Consider the following 16,208-nt stretch of genomic DNA (forward strand, 5'->3'; position numbering starts at 1 on the left):
CCTAGTCCAAATACCATGTCGCGTGATCCACGACAACGGTTGTATTTTCAACATATACGCCGTATACGGTGCCGCTAAAGCTCATCGCCTCACCGGGCTCAATGTAGTCGGGTGTTGCTTCTGCAGTGCCGGTACCAATCTTGTTATGCTGAGCATCATAGACGGTATATTCGACTACAACCGTATAAATAGGACGTGTAGCTGCATTTTTGAGTTCTCCGTGAATGGCAAGGTCGCCGAATTCGTCCAGCGTGCCCTCAATACGAACGACCTCCACCGCAGCCGTTTGGTTTTTCAGATCCTCTTCGGCCGCCTTCTGCATCGCTTGCTCGAGACGCTGCTGCTCCGCCTGCTCGTACTTATCCTTCTCGTTCGCGATCTTGCCCTTAAGCCCAAGCAAACGTTCATCGTCACTAACATAAAGAAGCGCTTTGTCGACCGCATCCATGGCATCATTATATTTCTTCTTATTAAGCAGACTGTCCGCTTCCTCGTAACCGATGTCTACGATTTTCGCCTTAATCTGCTCGCGAACGGCAATCGCCTCATCGCCATCAAGGCCGCTGGCGATATTAAGCTTGGCAGCCAGTTCATTGATCGTCGTCGACGTATCAAGCTCCTTTGTCAGTTTATGCAGCGCAAGCTCTCCGCTGAGCGAGTCGAGCGATTTTTTTGCTTGGGTGAAGATAGGTTCTACCGTATCCTTAAGGTCTTCCTTTACCTGTATAAGAAGACGCTCTGCTTCGATAAGCTTGCCTCCGGCCAAATGTCCTTTTGCCGATTCCAGCATTCCCTCATAACCCGCTGCGCGCTTAATAATGTCCTTATCCGCCTGCACCGGGGCAAAGTCCGGACGGAACCCGGCAGCCTCATCAAGCGATGCCAGCGCTTCCTCATATTTGCCCGCCAATGCGTCTTCTCTTGCCTGCTGCTGCAGTAGAATAACCTTATCATTCAGCCGAGACTCATAGCCGTAATAGACGGTCACCGCTGCTGCTGCCAGAACAGCTAGCGCCACTGGTGTTAACCACATCCACCAGTTGCCCCCATTGCGCTGCCTGATCACTACTGCATCTTGTTGTACCTGTATATAGGAATGGCTCAGCTCCGCGCCGACAGCCGATTCATTTTCTATCGTATCGATGACAGCATCTATGGCTGTTACCAGTGACTGTTCATCAGCTTCTACAAGCAGCTGTTTGCCGCATTTATTGCAATATACTGCATCCTCTGGCTGTAATTTCCCGCATTGATGGCACTGCACTTCCTTCAACTCCCAGCAGTATGTTCTCTCTCTATTTCGCTTTTTCATTCCCTATCAATCTACTTCATTCTATTCTACATGACAGATGTGCTTTATACCAACAGTTGGGAAATGAAATATTTACAAGCTTATATATCGGCAGAAATAAGAAAACAGGCCAGTATAAACTGACCTGTCTCATAAGTTTAAACCTATAGATTAGTAAGCTTCAATCGCTCCAGCAAATAACGCTTCACATCGGCAGACAAGTCTTCGCGCTCCAACGCGAAGTCGATTGTCGCTTGCACGAAGCCGAGCTTATCGCCAACGTCATGCCGCCTGCCGTCGAATCGGTACGCCGACAAGGTTGCGATTCGATTGAGCTCCTGCAAGCTGTCTGTCAGTTGAATCTCTCCGCCTTTGCCTGGCTGCGCCCGCTCCAACAGATTGAATATAGCCGGATCAAGCACATACCTGCCGACGACCGCATAGTTGGAGGGCGCCTGTCCAGGCAGCGGCTTCTCGACGATGTCGCGCACGCGCGCCACCTTCTTGCCCGCTTCAATATCGACGATCCCGTATTTATGCGTCTGATCCCATGGCACTTCCATGACCGCTACGACCGAGGACTGCTCCTGTTCATACACATCGATCATATCCCGCAAGCACGGCGGCTGAGACACCAATATATCATCACCGAGCAGAACAGCGAATGGCTCGTCAGCGATGAAGCGACGCGCGCATAATACCGCATGCCCAAGTCCAAGCGGCTCTTTCTGGCGAACGTAATAAATATCGGCCAGCTGCGATATTTCCTTCACAATCGCCAGCATTTCCTCGTTGCCGCGTTCCTCCAGCTCAGCCTCCAGCTCGGCCGACTTATCAAAATGATCCTCAATCGCCCGTTTATTCCGTCCGCTTACGATAACGATACTTTCAATTCCGGATTGAACGGCCTCTTCTACAATATATTGTATGGCCGGTTTATCAATAAGCGGGAGCATCTCCTTAGGCTGTGCCTTAGTTGCAGGCAGGAATCGCGTCCCTAGTCCTCCCGCAGGAATAATTGCTTTGGTTATACGCTTGTCCATTCGAGATACAAGCCCCTCTCCCTAAGGTTTAAAATGATTTTTAGTTCATCATAACCTTATTTCTAATATTAGCCAAGCTATATGCTATAGGGCTCGCAACTAGCTAGACTGTAAGCGAGGAGTAAGCGGCAATTGTATAACAAAGCTGGCGCCTGCGGTCTGATTGGCTTCCCGATCCACCGTGATCGCACCGCCGTGAATATCGATAATCTTCTTCGCAATGGACAAGCCTAAGCCGCTTCCTCCTTGACTCCGATCTCTCGATACGTCTGCCTTGTAGAAGCGCTCGAATACTCGTTCTCGATCCTCTTCAGCGATACCTACGCCCGTATCGGAGATACGAATGATCGCCATACCGTCCCGCTCAGTAAGCTGGAACGATATTTTGCCATCCTCCGGCGTGAACTTCATACTGTTAGCGAGCAGGTTGAACCATACTTGGCTTATCAAGTCCTCATCCGCTGTAATGACAGTCTCCTCCATCATCAGCTCGACCGTTTGCCGCTTTGCCACCCAATGCGGCTCGCTTGCAAGCACCACGTCGCGAAGCTGCCGATCGAGCCTGTACGCTTCCGGATGATATGGATGCTGCTGAGAGTCGAGCGACGCAAGCTTCAGCAGGTTTTCGCTTAGCCGCGATAATCTTGTGCTTTCCTGCTTAATAATGCTGACATAGCGATTCCGCTCCGACTCCGTCAACTCTTCGCTGCGCAGCGCTTCCGCGAAACCTCCGATCGACGTAAGCGGGGACTGAATCTCATGCGACACGTTCGAAACAAAGTCTTGCCGCATCGTTTCAAGCTGAGATAAACTGACCGCCATTTTGTTCATGCCATCCGCCAGCTCGCCAAGCTCATCGCCTCTTCGCGCAGGTAGCCTAACCGTAAAGTCCCCTTCCGCCATCCTTCTGGCTGCGGAGGTCATGAGCTTCAGCGGCTTAACCAAATATCTCGCCGCCACCAGAATAAGAATACTTCCCACAATAAGCAATGTTGCCAGCAGCGTCACGGCCGTCCATATAAAGTTGCTGTTCTGCGGGAAACGATTCGGCTGGACGAACAACGCCCAATTCATATTTCCTAGCCGCACCAATTTCCCAATAGCAAACGGCGAAGGCGGTCCATTCTCCTCCGTCCTGTTCACGTTAATACTTACGCGGTATCCGTTAAATACATTGGAGAGCTGCTCGCGATTAATTTGATTTAGAAGCCGTTCACTGCCCTCGCCAGCCGTAACCAAGGATCCCCGTACGCTTATGGCGACGATGTTCTGACCGAGCTGCTTGGACATCTCCTGCAGGTATTGATCCACAGACGCAGGAGCGGACACGGCATAAAGCTGCTCGATTCGTTCAATCGCGCTGTTTATTTGTCCCGGAAGCTGGCCTCTCGCATCTCGCTTGAACATCTGGTTCGTGAATAAGAAAGCGACTCCGATACTTATAATGACAATAAGCAAAAACGTCGCCGTAATCCGAAAATACAAGCTTCGCATTAGCCGCATTCCTCCAGTCGATAACCGAGGCCACGGATCGTCACAATGCGGAACCGATATTTCTCCTCCGGAAAACGGTCGCGGAGCCGTTTAATATGTACATCGACTGTTCGCTCATCGCCGGCGTAATCCATTCCCCATATTTGCTCGATCAATTGATCTCTGGAGAAGGTTTTGCCCGGATAGCTTGCCAACTTGAACAACAGCTCGAATTCCTTAGGCGGGAGCGTGATCTTCTCGCCGCTCGCACTCATTTGGAAGTCCGTTTGATTCATCGCGACGCCGCCGAACTCCACTGAATGCGACGATGCAATGCGATACCGCTTCAGCAGCGCCTTCACACGCGCCACAAGTTCAGGCGGATCGAACGGCTTCACCATATAATCGTCCGCCCCCAGCTCGAAGCCCTTCACCTTGTGGGTCGTCTCCCCCTTGGCCGTCAGCATAAGCAGCGGAATATCATAGCTCTCGCGCAATGCTGCGCAAAGCGCCCATCCATCCATTCGCGGCATCATGATATCGATAATTGCCATATCCGGCTTTACGGTCTCCAGCTTATCGAACGCCTCGATGCCGTCAACTGCCTCTATGACCTGAAAGCCTTCCCGTTTCAAAAAAAGGCTGACGAGCTCGCGAATATTCGCATCGTCATCCGCTACAACTATTTTGGGCATAGCCAATCTCCTCCAGTCCGCTTGCCATTCCATCCTTGTTATCATACTACATGAACATGAACGTTAGATGAACAGTATTGACATTGGTTACAGTTTATAATAATTTTAAATTAAGATTCAATTCAGAACGTTCAGCCACATCATAGGAGGGCATTTCATATGCACAAAACAATTATTATCGGTACTGGTCCTGCCGGATTAACGGCAGCTATCTATCTGGCACGCGCCAACATGGAGCCGCTCGTTATTGAGGGCTGGCAGCCAGGCGGACAATTAACAACAACGACGGAAGTCGAGAACTTCCCAGGCTTCCCTGAAGGCATTCTCGGCAGCGAGTTGATGTCCAATATGCGCAAGCAAGCACAACGCTTCGGCGCTACATTTAAGACTGGCTCTGTAAAAAGCGTCGACTTCAGCAAACGTCCATACACGCTTGACGTAGAAGGAATTGGCGAGCTGCAAGCGGAGTCGATCATTATCTCAACCGGCGCATCTGCGAAATACCTGGGCATTCCAGGCGAGCAAGAAAACATCGGACGCGGCGTCAGCACTTGCGCCACATGCGACGGCTTCTTCTTCCGCGGCAAAAAAATTATCGTTGTCGGCGGCGGCGATTCCGCAATGGAAGAAGCAGTGTTCTTGACTCGCTTTGCTTCCGAAGTTCGTCTTGTTCACCGCCGTGAAGAGCTGCGAGCTTCGAAAATCATGCAGGATCGCGCACGCGCCAACGACAAGATCGTTTGGAGCTTGAACCGTACACCGCTTGAAGTGGCTGCGACGGGAATGGGCTTGCAAGGACTTAAAGTTCTTAACAACGAAACAGGCGAAGAAGAACTGCTGGAGACGGATGGACTGTTCGTTACGATCGGCCATACGCCGAACACCGGTTTCCTCGGCGGCCAAATCGATACAGACGAGCAAGGCTATATTATTGTGAAGCCTGGCACTTCAGAAACGAACATTCCCGGCGTCTACGCTTGCGGCGACGTACAGGACCGCAACTACCGCCAAGCAATTACGGCAGCAGGCAGCGGCTGCATGGCAGCACTTGATTGCGAGAGATATTTGGAATCGCTCGCTCACGAAACCGTAAATTCTTAAAAAATTTTCATAATCCACTAGTACGAATCGTACAAATTATGTATAATTAAAATGTTGAGAGATAAAATATAAAGGCAATGCTACCGCATTCCTATTCTAGGAAAAAGGTACAACCTCGGCTGTAAAAGCAGAGGTTGTACCTTTTTCATGTTTATCTCTATATTACATGTATAACGAACATTCGTTGAAGGAGCGATGTAAGGCATGTTATTAGAAGCCGTATACCACCGGCCCAAACAGAACTGGGCTTATGCTTACGACGGGAAGACGCTTCATCTCAGAATCCGCACGAAAAAAAACGATCTGGATTCCGTATACGCCATTGTCGGCGACAAATATGCTTGGAAGCAAACGAAGACCAATGTCCCGATGAAGATTATGTCTTCTGACGCTTTGTTTGACTATTGGGAAACAGCCGTAGTTCCTCCCTACCGCAGACTTCGTTATGCCTTTCAACTCATTGACGGCAGCGAATCTATTCTGCTTAGCGATAGAGGCTTCGAGCTTGCAGAGCCGGATACATCAAACTCTTTCTTCGACTTTCCTTATATCAATCCTATCGATGTTTTTGCGCCGCCAGAGTGGGTGAAAAACGCTGTCTTCTATCAGATTTTTCCCGAGAGGTTTGCAAACGGAGACCCTTCCATCGATCCTGACAATGTACTTCCATGGGGTAGCACGGATCCGACACCAACCAATTTCTTCGGCGGCGACCTTCAGGGCGTTATCGACCATTTCGATCACATTGCGGGGCTTGGCATTAACGCTGTCTATTTCACGCCTGTCTTCGAGGCGACAACCAATCATAAATACGATACGCGCGACTATTTGAAGGTCGATCCCCACTTTGGCACGAATGAAAAGCTGAAAGAGCTCGTCGATCTTTGTCATGGGCGCGGTATACGTGTATTGCTTGATGCCGTCTTTAATCATTCCGGCCGCACCTTCCCTCCATTCGTTGACGCTATCGCGAAGGGACAGCAATCAAAGTATGCTGACTGGTTCCACGTACGGCAATGGCCGCTTGAAGTTATTGACGGCATTCCAACTTATGAAACTTTCGCTTTTGAGCCAATGATGCCCAAGCTAAACACCGAGCATCCTGAGGTGAAAAATTATTTGTTCGAGGTTGCTAGATACTGGCTCGAGGAAATCGGCATAGACGGCTGGCGGCTGGATGTCGCCAACGAGGTTGACCACCAGTTCTGGCGCGAATTCCGTTTGACCGTCAAAGCCGTCAACCCCGAGGCTTATATACTGGGCGAAATATGGCATGATTCAATGGCATGGCTGCAGGGCGACCAATTCGATGCCGTAATGAACTATCCGTTCACGAATGCTGTACTAGATTTCTTCGGCCACCAAACCATCGAAGCCGACGCCTTCGCCGCAGCTATCGGCACGCAGCTTGCCGCATATCCGCAGCAGGTAACCGAAACAGGATTTAACCTACTAGATAGCCATGATACACCGCGCCTCTTGACGATATGCGATGATAATATTGAAGCTATGAAGCTTGCTGCCCTGTTCCAGCTGACTTATCCAGGAACGCCTTGTATCTACTACGGTGACGAGGTTGGTTTGAACGGCAGCGGAGACCCTGGATGTCGCAAATGCATGGTCTGGGAGCCCGAGGAGCAGAATCAAGATCTTTTGCACTTTTACACACAAGCGATTCACTTGCGTCATGAGTATCCCGCACTTCGCAGCGCGTATATCCGCTTCCTCCATATCGGCTCAGAGGACGGCACGCTCGCCTATGAACGCCAAGAAGGCAATGAACGATTGCTTATCGTAATGAACGCTCGTAACGAAGCGGCTGATCTAAACTTCTCTGTCGTTAATGAAGCATCCCCTTCCTTATCGAGCTGGACAACGCTTCTTTCAAGCAATAGCGCCGACTCATCTGCTAATATCGTCAGCAGCCCTAGCGGCCAATTCCAAATCACCCTTCCTAGCTACGGCTATCATATTTTCAAACAAATCCTTTAATCTTATTGAGTTTAGCACTTTTAAAAAGCTCCTTCATTTGGCTGCTCCAATAGCCACTTGCAAGGAGCTTTTCATTCATCCGCTCCTTCCATCAACTAGCGTCTTACGTGGGCCTCCTCCTCAAATCCATTTTACCAATTCAAGTGGAGATCGCTTTTTTTCTCTTTATCACACTCTCCCTTTTGCTCAGAACCGGTCACTTTCATCGAATTTATTCAACAGGTAAGCCCGCCCTCATATAAAAATATTGATTTAACTCCGAGGATCTGTTATCCTGAAATAAGAACACTTGTTCTCATTTTACTTGATAGGAGTGATACAATTGAAATTCAATCTCGAACAATTTCAATCGCAATACGCTAATGATTCAGACTGTATTCCGCTCCTATTTAGGATGAAATGGCCGACTGGATACTACTGTCCACGCTGTTCCAACACGTCTTACTATATGATTAACACACGTAGGTTACCATTGTACGAATGCCGGAAATGCAGACACCAAGCATCGCTTACTGCCGGTTCGATTATGGACAAAACTCGAACACCTCTGCACAAGTGGCTGCTCGTTATGTATATTGTTGCGGCTAGCAAATCCAGCATAAATGCGGTGCATCTCGCTAAGCTTATTACAGTCACGTACAAAACAGCTTGGAGTATGCTTAACAAAATTCGTCACGCCATCACCGAACTAGATCAATCCATTCTACTTTCCGGACAAATTGAAGCAAAACCCGATATTTATACACGACGCATTTTCCACTCTGCCGAAACGCTCCAACGAGAACGTTCTGTCATCGTGGCCCGCATGATGGCAACTAATAAACCTTCCTACTACAAATTAAAGTTTGCTCCGTCCCAACAAGAGCCAAGAAAACCATTGTCCCCGGTAGCCGAGAGCTCGTTTAAAGCAGCTCATATTAGTCCTTCGACTACTCATATTGACATGATACGTAAGCCCTTCATCCCCTGGGGAAGCTATCCGCGTCTGCGACATTTCGCCCCTTCTGCATTTCGATGGATGAATGACACCTTCCATGGCATAAGTGCGGCCAAAGCTCAGTTTTATATGGACGAATACTGTTTCCGCAAAAACACCAAGCACCTTACTTCTTCCCAGTCATTCGAGCTGCTCCTAAGTCATTCGCTTATTCCAAACCCAACAACGATTATGCACACTACTTATTCCTTACTGAAATTAGCGATGTAGCCCATTATTACTTTTTCTTTTTCTTTTTCTTTTTTCTTTTTTCTTTCTTCATTTTTCTTACTTCTTACTTCTTACTTCTTACTTCTTACTTCTTACTTCTTACTTCTTACTTCTTTTCGCAATTTTACTTCTCATTTACATTTCTTATTTAGCATTTGGTATTTCTTATTTCTTATTTTGTGTTTCTTATTTTGTGTTTCTTATTTCGTGTTTCTCATTTCGTTCTTACTTGTATTCTGTTTTTTCATGCTCCTACGCCCCAGTGTTGCAAACTATAAGTTTCTAGTTTTTTGTTCCCTTTTGCTTGTGCCTGTCCCCCCGTTCTCCTTTCATGTCTGTATTCTACGCCTCCTCGGTTTCTCGTTTCATTACTTCCCGGCTTAACCGCTGCGGGCCTTGTTCCTTTTTTTTGCTGCGCACTTATCATTGAGTTTATCTTCTAGTGTTGTCCGTACCATTTCCTCAGAAAAATAGATAAGCGAGACGCTCCTGTACCTGAGCTACGGGGAGAGTGTGATAAAGGAGTAAAAAGTATACATAGGATCAGCCCGTTTTTGATTTTGTTTGCAGCCAGAGGAAATTGCCTTACGCCTCACCATTAGATAGGGCTTCATTCATTCCTGAGTTGTGGGGAGAGTGTGATAAAGGCAAAATAACACCTAATAGGAACGGCTCATATAGAGGGGCCGTTCCTGTTAGGTGTTACTACTTCTAGTGGCTATGGCTAACAGGGATCTAACTGCGATTATAGAGATAACGCTATTTAAGTATAACCGTGCTGTATGGTGGGATGGAAAAATTGTCGTTGGTCAGCGTCGCAGTTGGATCAGTTTGGTGTGCGATTGTTGTGAATGATCCGTATCGGTCCGATGGAGCGAGAATGGCTGACTGGGGCTCGCTTGATAGATTGTGAACGACGAGAACGCGCTCCTTCTGGGTGAGGCGGACGTAAAGGCTTAGCTTCGGATTAGCGGACTCAAGCGTATATTCGGCGATGGTTCCGTCGCGTAGCGCAGCCTCTTCATTGCGCCACTTAATAAGCTTGCGATAGTGGCTCAGTAACGATTGCTCATCTGATTGCTGAGCTTGCATCGATACAACCCCTGCCGTAGTGTTATGCTCGGAAGTCTCCCAGGTTGTTTGGCCTTCACCACCTTGAGGATCGCTATACCAAACCATTGGCTCACGAATCAATTCGTCCGGCTTCGCCCCCTTCATCCCAAGTTCTTCACCGTAATAAATATACGGATTGCCAGGGAGGGTTAATAGAATGGCCGCTGCCATCTTCGCCTGCGAGACATTGCCGTTCAGGACACTCATCGGTCGATTCTGATCGTGGTTGCTTAGGAACGGCGCATCCACGAAGCTGCCTCCCGATGATTTCTCGTAGACGCTATATGCTCTAGCTAACGAGAAGCCGAAGTCAGCATCTCGCTCATTGGCCGCCGCGCCTAGAATGCGTCCCGCTAGATCAAAGTGGAAGGCGGAGTTAAACGCCTTATCGAAGTATGGCGCGATGACCGACAGGGAATCCCATACTTCACCAATTAAATACACATCAGCATTCACTTCGTTCAGACCCGAGCGGAACTGCTGCCACCAGGATTGATTAGCTGCCTGCACGTCCGGCGTGCTCATCGTCGATGAGAAATCGCCGTATATATGCTTGGCCGCATCCAGCCGGAAGCCGTCAACGCCTTGCTTCAGCCAATACTGGCCAATCTTTATCATTTCCTCGCGCACTTTCGGCTCATCGAAGTTCAGATCGGGCATGCCTCCCCAGAAGACGCCCAAATATTTATCGGCTCCTGACTCATGCCAAGGATTCCCGCCTACAGCGCCATCTGCTTTTACCTTCTCTTCCTTTGTCACGATCTGATACCAATTGCGGTAAGGGCTGGCTGGATCGGCAAGCGCATCCTTGAACCAAGGATGCTCGTTGCTCGTATGGTTCACGACCAGATCCATAATGATGCTGATGTCGCGCTTGTGCGCTTCTGCAATTAGATTCTTCAAATCGTCAAGCGTACCGTAATCGGGATTAACAGCGTAATAATCGGTCGTATCATAACCGTGATAGCTTGGAGAAGCAGTGATCGGCATCAGCCATATGCCTCCGATACCAAGTTCTTGCAAGTAATCAAGCTTGGCGGTCACCCCATTCAAGTCTCCAATACCGTCACCATCCGTATCATAGAAGGAACGGACGAATATTTCGTAGAACACTTTCCCAGGCTGCTCATCGACTGCAAGCTCTGTCTGAACTGGCGGAGCAGTGGCAGGTACAGCTGTTTCGGAAACGTTATTCGCGGGGGAATTGCTTGAACAGCCTGTTGTTATCAAAACGGCAGTCAGCAAAAGAGCTGCGGCAAGCCGCAGCCCTCTTTTTATTGAAGCTACTCGTCTCATACCGTCACCCTTTCGAAGCGCCTGATGTAAGGCCCTGAACGAGAAACCGTTGCAACAGCACGAACAGCAGCGTAATCGGAACGGCAATAAGCACAGCGCCGGCAGCAAACATGGTGAAGTTGCTATTTTGATAAGAATTGACTAGATCCCACATACCGACTGCAAGCGTCCATTTCTCCTTCGTACGCAGCACAAGATTAGCGAATATAAAGTCTACCCATGCTCCGGCGAATGTAGTAAGTGCGACGTAGATAAGAATAGGGCGACCTAGCGGCAGCATAATGCGGTAAAAGATTTGCAAATGATTCGCTCCATCAATACGTGCCGATTCGTCCAAACTTCGCGGAATCGTATCGAAGAATCCTTTGATGACAAAACCGTTGAACAATACAGCACCTGCCGCATATACGATAATGATTGCCGCATGGGTATCAAGCAGATTAAGCTGCAGCAAGAAGATGTAAACGGGAATAAGGCTCATGAAACCTGGGAACATACCGAGTACGAGTATGGTAGATAGAATCGTCTGTCTGCCTTTGAAGCGAAAGCGCGACAGTGCGTACATGCTGACCGTGGACAGCAATGTAGAGAAGATCATCGACAATGTCGCAATCTTCAATGTGTTCAGATACCATCTGCCGTACTGAAAAACTTTGGAGTGGAACAGCTCGTAATAATGATCAAAAGTGATCGTTTTCGGAAAAAAGGTAGCGCTGTACAACGACGTGCCTGGTCTAACGGAAGAAACGAGTACCCAAAGAGCAGGATAAATGCAGCAGATCGCAATCACAATAAGAAACAAATAGCTAAGCGTCAAGCGTACGCCCTTGGTCATTGGATCATATCCTCCTCTTTAAATGATTTCGTCCGGCGGTAGTTGATGATCGAGAACGATGCAATAATGATGAAAATAATGATGCCGATCGCAGATGCCATATTGAACTGGCTGTTGTTGAGCGTCAATTTGTAGAGCCATGTGACGAGCAAGTCAGTACTGCCCGCATACTGATAATCGCCGTTAACCGGGTTACCATTAGTCAACAAGAAAATCAGATTGAAGTTGTTAATGTTGCCCGCGAACTGAGTAATAAGAATCGGAGCTGTCGTGAATAACACGAACGGCATCGTGACGATGCGGAACTTTTGGAATGCAGATGCGCCATCAACGTCGGCTGCTTCGTAGAGATCTTTCGGAATCGCCGTCAATACTCCCATAATTAGAACCATCGATACCGGAATACCTACCCACATATTAACAACAATTGCAGTAACCTTCGCCCAGAACGGATCGGTCAGCCATGGCAGTCCGCCAAGACCGAAGCTGGACAAGTAATTATTGATCGGCCCGAATTCGCCGTTAAATAAATTTCTCATTATTAGCAGCGATATGAGCTGCGGAATGGCATAGGGAAGAATGAATATTGTCCGCCATAGCTTCTTGAACTTCATATCCTTCTGTTCAATGATTAGCGCAACGAACAGACCGCCGAAGTAGCAAGTGATTGTAGCTACGACCGCCCATATAATCGTCCAAGTAAATACGCCTAGAAATGTTCTGCTCCAGGTCTTGAGACTAAGCAAATCAATAAACGTTTGGAAACCAACCCAGTCAACGAGCTTGGCTGGAGGAATATGTTGAGGCATCGAGTAATTCGTAAACGAGAGCAGCACCATGAATATAATCGGCATAATGGTCAGAAACAGCACGCCGAGCCCAGGCACAGCCAGCATTAACAGCGGAAACTTCCGATCTGTGATGTAGGCAATGGTTTGCCGGAAGGTAGCTGATTCCTCGCCATTGTCCCTCTGCTTTCCCGTACGATACGCGTCGCGAATGTTCATAATATAAACGATAAGAAATACGACCAAAAGAAAGATAGCTATAAGTCCGTCTATTAACAGAAATATGGAATGATCGCCTTTAATTGGCTCATACATCTTGCCGACTTTCACAAATCCGCCCGTCTTCTCGCCGAGCGTCACTATTCCCCAAATGGCTTGGGCCAAATTCGGTATGAAGTATCCGAGCGAGCCGGCGCAGGTGATCAGCAAAATAAGTCCCTTCCAATATTGCCGGTTATATAGCTGTCCAAGTCCCATGAATAGCCCGGACAAAACGGCCGCGGTGTTGCGATGACGATTCATACCGCCTGGCTCCCTTCCATGATGTTCACCCGCCGAAGCACTCTTCGGCGGGCGAACGATCATTCCTGTTATTGTTTATTTCGTTGCGCCGGAGTTGGCATCTTTAATTTGTTGTACCGCATTGTCGAGCGATGTTTTTGGATCTGTGCCTTTGTCCCAAATGTCGGAGAGCGCTGCGCCAACAGGCGTCCAAACGTTACCCATCTCTGGAATCGAAGGCATAGCTTGCGAATTAATAAACTGCGCTGCGAATGCACTCGAGATTTCATCCGCCTTGAACGTTGGATCTTCCATCGCTTCCTTATTAGCAGGAATAGCGCCTGTTGCTGCGAAGTCTTTCAACTGATTTTCTTTGTTCGATACGAAGCTTGCGAATAACTTCGCAGCGTTCGGATACTTCGTGAATGTGTTAACATACCAAGCTTTCACGCCGGAGAACGATACAGCAGGTTTGCCATTAATCGTTGGCAGTGGAGCTACGCCGAAGTTAATGCCTAGGTTTTTGAAGTCGCCCACTTTCCATGGACCAGTAATCGTCATTGCGAGCGATTTATCTTGGAATTTGCCTTGGATGATGTCGGCCGAAGCATCGCCGGAGTTGATCGGCAAAATTTGTTTCAATGCTTGGTAAGCCTTCAAGCCCTCTACAGCGCCGTCGTTGTTCAAACCGATGTCTGCTGCATCTTGACCATTGCCACCGAATACGTAACCGCCGGTGGAAGAGAAGAAGATATAATTAAAATAAAAGTTTCCAAGTTCCCACATGAGCGTATACTTTTTGGCTGCTGCATCATTAAAGGTTTTGGAGAACTCCATAAGCTCTTCGAATGAAGCCGGCGGCGTTTGAACAAGATCCTTGTTGTAAAATAAGCCGTATGTCTCAACGGAACGCGGGTAGCCGTACAAAATACCGTCAACCGTTACTGCATTAACAGCAGCTTCAGCGTTGTTAGCAATGGTTTGATCGCCGTAGAAGTCGTTCGGCATAACAAGACCGGCAGCAATCGCTTTACCTAGGTTGTCATGCGGGAACGTTACAACGTCAGCGCCGATATTAGCTGGACCATCCGTAGTCAGCTTGCCAACTTGGTCCGGCGACTCTACTTCTTCGATTTTCACTGGAATGTTGTATTGAGCCGTGAATTCTTTGGCGATTTCTTCAAGCACGGTGCGTTGGTTTTTGCTATCCCATACAAGAAGCGATGCGCCTTCCTCTGGAACGATATCCGTCGATTCTTCTACTGCGGGAGGCGCTTCTGTTGCGGTACCTGCGTTGTTCGCCTTGTTCTCTGTGTTGGTACCGCTGTTTGCATTTTCCGTTTTGCCTCCGTTATTCGTGCCTCCACATGCAGATACGATAAACAGGGCAACGATTAAAGACGTCACAAACCACTTTTTCATGCGTAAAGATCCCCTTCCATAATGTGTTTGCTGTACTCCTGAATTGCACGCCCTACTATTTCGCCAGTTATCTCCTTGCACAAGTAGCGCAAACGTTTGTACAAGTTTCGAGAAAAAACGACGTAAAGAAGCATGTTTGCTGTTTTACATCGTTGTTTTGGCGATTTTCAAGTAATGTAAGCGCTCTATTCGTGTACCCATCATACAACAAGGGTTTGCTTTTGTTAAAACGTTTGCACAGTTCGTTCTATCGAGAAAATAAATTGATTTCTTCGATTTTCGTCGTTTTTCTTTGTTTCTATTAGTTTTTCACGGATTTTGAAGCGCTTTCCTAATATATATATTTACTTTTGAGCAACAATTGCATTAGGATGAATGATATAGCACAAACGATTGCGCAATGGGGGCAGAAGTCATTATGGTAACCATTAAAGATATTGCAAAAGTCGCCGGGGTATCCCCTTCAACGGTATCCAGGGTCGTCTCCAACCACCCTAGAATAAGCAAAGAAACTTCACAAAAGGTCAAACGAATTATGGAGGAAATGGGCTACCATCCTAATGTCATGGCCAAAAGTCTCGTTTCCAAGACGACGCAAACGCTTGCGATCGTGCTCCCCCGCCCTGCCGAAGAATTGTTCCAAGACTTCTTTTTTGGTGAATTGCTTCGCGGTATATTGACGCAATCCACGAGGGCCGGCTACGATATGCTGCTTACTGCCGCAACCTCGCCGCATGATGAAACGGAAACAGTGTCCCGCCTTGTGTTCGGCAGACGAGTTGACGGTATTATTTTGCTATCGTCTAGGGTTAACGATCCTCTCATCGATATGCTCGATAAGCATAAGTTCCCTACCGTCCTTATCGGCAGAACCGATGAGCATCCGAACATCCTGTCCGTGGACAATAACAATGAACAGGCAGCTTATGATGCAACACAGCATCTTATCGTGCAAGGACATGAACGTATCGGCTTCGTCAGCGGACCGCCGACGCTTACCGTCGCTCGCGACCGGATGCAAGGCTACCAACGCGCGCTTCGCGAGGCGGGTCTTCCTTTCCGCTCCGAATGGGTCGTTGAGGGCGAGTTCCTGCAACAAAGCGGTTATCGCGCCATGTCGTTCCTTATGGGCTTACCTGAGCGGCCAAGCGGCCTTGTCGTTATCGACGATGTTGTCGGCTTCGGCGTTCTACGCGGCTTAACTGAACTGGGCTACAAAGTACCGGATGATCTAAGCCTCGTCAGCTTCAACAATATTGCGCTGTCCGAGCTAGCCCAACCGCCGATCAGTTCCATCGATATTGGAACGTACCAGCTTGGCTATACCGCTTCGCAAATGTTAATTCGCCTTATCCAGGAAGAGAGTGTACATCAGCAGCGGATGATTATCCCTCATCGGTTAATCGTACGTGAATCATCTATCCATACCGTCGCAAAAAGGAGCTGAATTT

At 48.3% G+C, this 16,208-nt stretch carries 12 protein-coding genes and 1 pseudogene; 5 read left to right on the forward strand and 8 right to left on the reverse strand.

What is annotated here, in order from left to right; genetic code table 11:
- Position 1: 1 nt before the first annotated feature.
- The 4 genes from AC0YN0_RS14805 to AC0YN0_RS14820 all read right to left on the reverse strand — a co-directional run bounded on the left by AC0YN0_RS14805 (position 2) and on the right by AC0YN0_RS14820 (position 4,502).
- Positions 2-1,264, reverse strand: a complete 1,263-nt coding sequence (locus AC0YN0_RS14805) for an FxLYD domain-containing protein (protein WP_475821935.1) — start codon at positions 1,262-1,264, stop codon at positions 2-4.
- A 191-nt stretch (positions 1,265-1,455) separates the two neighbouring features.
- A complete protein-coding gene (gene galU, locus AC0YN0_RS14810; protein WP_475821936.1) occupies positions 1,456-2,334 on the reverse strand; it encodes a UTP--glucose-1-phosphate uridylyltransferase GalU in 879 nt (292 codons plus the stop codon).
- A 99-nt stretch (positions 2,335-2,433) separates the two neighbouring features.
- Positions 2,434-3,828: a sensor histidine kinase gene (locus tag AC0YN0_RS14815; RefSeq protein ID WP_475821937.1), complete on the reverse strand. Its 1,395-nt coding sequence runs from the start codon at positions 3,826-3,828 to the stop codon at positions 2,434-2,436.
- On the reverse strand, positions 3,828-4,502 hold the full coding sequence (locus AC0YN0_RS14820) for a response regulator transcription factor (protein WP_442050708.1): 675 nt from the start codon (positions 4,500-4,502) through the stop codon (positions 3,828-3,830). Before AC0YN0_RS14820 ends, AC0YN0_RS14815 begins: the two co-directional genes overlap by 1 nt.
- Before the next feature lie 159 nt (positions 4,503-4,661).
- Between AC0YN0_RS14820 and trxB the strand changes: the two genes are divergently transcribed.
- The 4 genes and pseudogenes from trxB to AC0YN0_RS14840 all read left to right on the forward strand — a co-directional run bounded on the left by trxB (position 4,662) and on the right by AC0YN0_RS14840 (position 8,802).
- Positions 4,662-5,603, forward strand: a complete 942-nt coding sequence (gene trxB, locus AC0YN0_RS14825) for a thioredoxin-disulfide reductase (protein ID WP_442050707.1) — start codon at positions 4,662-4,664, stop codon at positions 5,601-5,603.
- 204 nt (positions 5,604-5,807) lie between these two features.
- A complete protein-coding gene (locus AC0YN0_RS14830; RefSeq protein ID WP_475821938.1) occupies positions 5,808-7,595 on the forward strand; it encodes an alpha-glycosidase in 1,788 nt (595 codons plus the stop codon).
- Positions 7,596-7,908: 313 nt separating this feature from the next.
- Positions 7,909-8,085: pseudogene (locus AC0YN0_RS14835) on the forward strand (transposase); the annotation flags it as partial.
- A gap of 78 nt (positions 8,086-8,163) precedes the next feature.
- The gene (locus AC0YN0_RS14840; protein ID WP_475822533.1) at positions 8,164-8,802 is read left to right on the forward strand and encodes a hypothetical protein; all 639 of its coding nucleotides are present in this window, start codon (positions 8,164-8,166) and stop codon (positions 8,800-8,802) included.
- Positions 8,803-9,561: 759 nt separating this feature from the next.
- Here the strand turns inward: AC0YN0_RS14840 and AC0YN0_RS14845 are convergent.
- The 4 genes from AC0YN0_RS14845 to AC0YN0_RS14860 form a co-directional block, all read right to left on the reverse strand.
- Positions 9,562-11,211, reverse strand: coding sequence for an alpha-amylase family glycosyl hydrolase (locus AC0YN0_RS14845; protein ID WP_475821939.1), 1,650 nt, complete (start codon positions 11,209-11,211; stop codon positions 9,562-9,564).
- Positions 11,212-11,215: 4 nt separating this feature from the next.
- Positions 11,216-12,046 carry a sugar ABC transporter permease gene (locus tag AC0YN0_RS14850; RefSeq protein ID WP_442052986.1) on the reverse strand — a complete coding sequence of 277 codons (831 nt, stop codon included), beginning with the start codon at positions 12,044-12,046 and terminating at the stop codon, positions 11,216-11,218.
- Positions 12,043-13,356: a carbohydrate ABC transporter permease gene (locus AC0YN0_RS14855; protein WP_475821940.1), complete on the reverse strand. Its 1,314-nt coding sequence runs from the start codon at positions 13,354-13,356 to the stop codon at positions 12,043-12,045. The genes AC0YN0_RS14850 and AC0YN0_RS14855 overlap by 4 nt, the downstream gene beginning before the upstream one ends.
- A gap of 75 nt (positions 13,357-13,431) precedes the next feature.
- A complete protein-coding gene (locus AC0YN0_RS14860) occupies positions 13,432-14,757 on the reverse strand; it encodes a sugar ABC transporter substrate-binding protein (protein WP_475821941.1) in 1,326 nt (441 codons plus the stop codon).
- Positions 14,758-15,175: 418 nt separating this feature from the next.
- Between AC0YN0_RS14860 and AC0YN0_RS14865 the strand changes: the two genes are divergently transcribed.
- The gene (locus AC0YN0_RS14865; protein WP_475821942.1) at positions 15,176-16,204 is read left to right on the forward strand and encodes a LacI family DNA-binding transcriptional regulator; all 1,029 of its coding nucleotides are present in this window, start codon (positions 15,176-15,178) and stop codon (positions 16,202-16,204) included.
- Positions 16,205-16,208: the final 4 nt, after the last annotated feature.

The sequence above is a fragment of the Paenibacillus sp. J22P218 genome (assembly GCF_056269195.1).

Bases quoted from the DNA above. Each gene is read 5' to 3' on its own strand.
- trxB (WP_442050707.1), top strand. From the start codon at position 4,662: ATGCACAAAACAATTATTATCGGTACTGGTCCTGCCGGATTAACGGCA.
- AC0YN0_RS14850 (WP_442052986.1), bottom strand. From the start codon at position 12,046: ATGACCAAGGGCGTACGCTTGACGCTTAGCTATTTGTTTCTTATTGTG.
- AC0YN0_RS14840 (WP_475822533.1), top strand. From the start codon at position 8,164: ATGTATATTGTTGCGGCTAGCAAATCCAGCATAAATGCGGTGCATCTC.
- galU (WP_475821936.1), bottom strand. From the start codon at position 2,334: ATGGACAAGCGTATAACCAAAGCAATTATTCCTGCGGGAGGACTAGGG.
- AC0YN0_RS14860 (WP_475821941.1), bottom strand. From the start codon at position 14,757: ATGAAAAAGTGGTTTGTGACGTCTTTAATCGTTGCCCTGTTTATCGTA.
- AC0YN0_RS14820 (WP_442050708.1), bottom strand. From the start codon at position 4,502: ATGCCCAAAATAGTTGTAGCGGATGACGATGCGAATATTCGCGAGCTC.
- AC0YN0_RS14855 (WP_475821940.1), bottom strand. From the start codon at position 13,356: ATGAATCGTCATCGCAACACCGCGGCCGTTTTGTCCGGGCTATTCATG.
- AC0YN0_RS14830 (WP_475821938.1), top strand. From the start codon at position 5,808: ATGTTATTAGAAGCCGTATACCACCGGCCCAAACAGAACTGGGCTTAT.
- AC0YN0_RS14865 (WP_475821942.1), top strand. From the start codon at position 15,176: ATGGTAACCATTAAAGATATTGCAAAAGTCGCCGGGGTATCCCCTTCA.
- AC0YN0_RS14815 (WP_475821937.1), bottom strand. From the start codon at position 3,828: ATGCGAAGCTTGTATTTTCGGATTACGGCGACGTTTTTGCTTATTGTC.
- AC0YN0_RS14845 (WP_475821939.1), bottom strand. From the start codon at position 11,211: ATGAGACGAGTAGCTTCAATAAAAAGAGGGCTGCGGCTTGCCGCAGCT.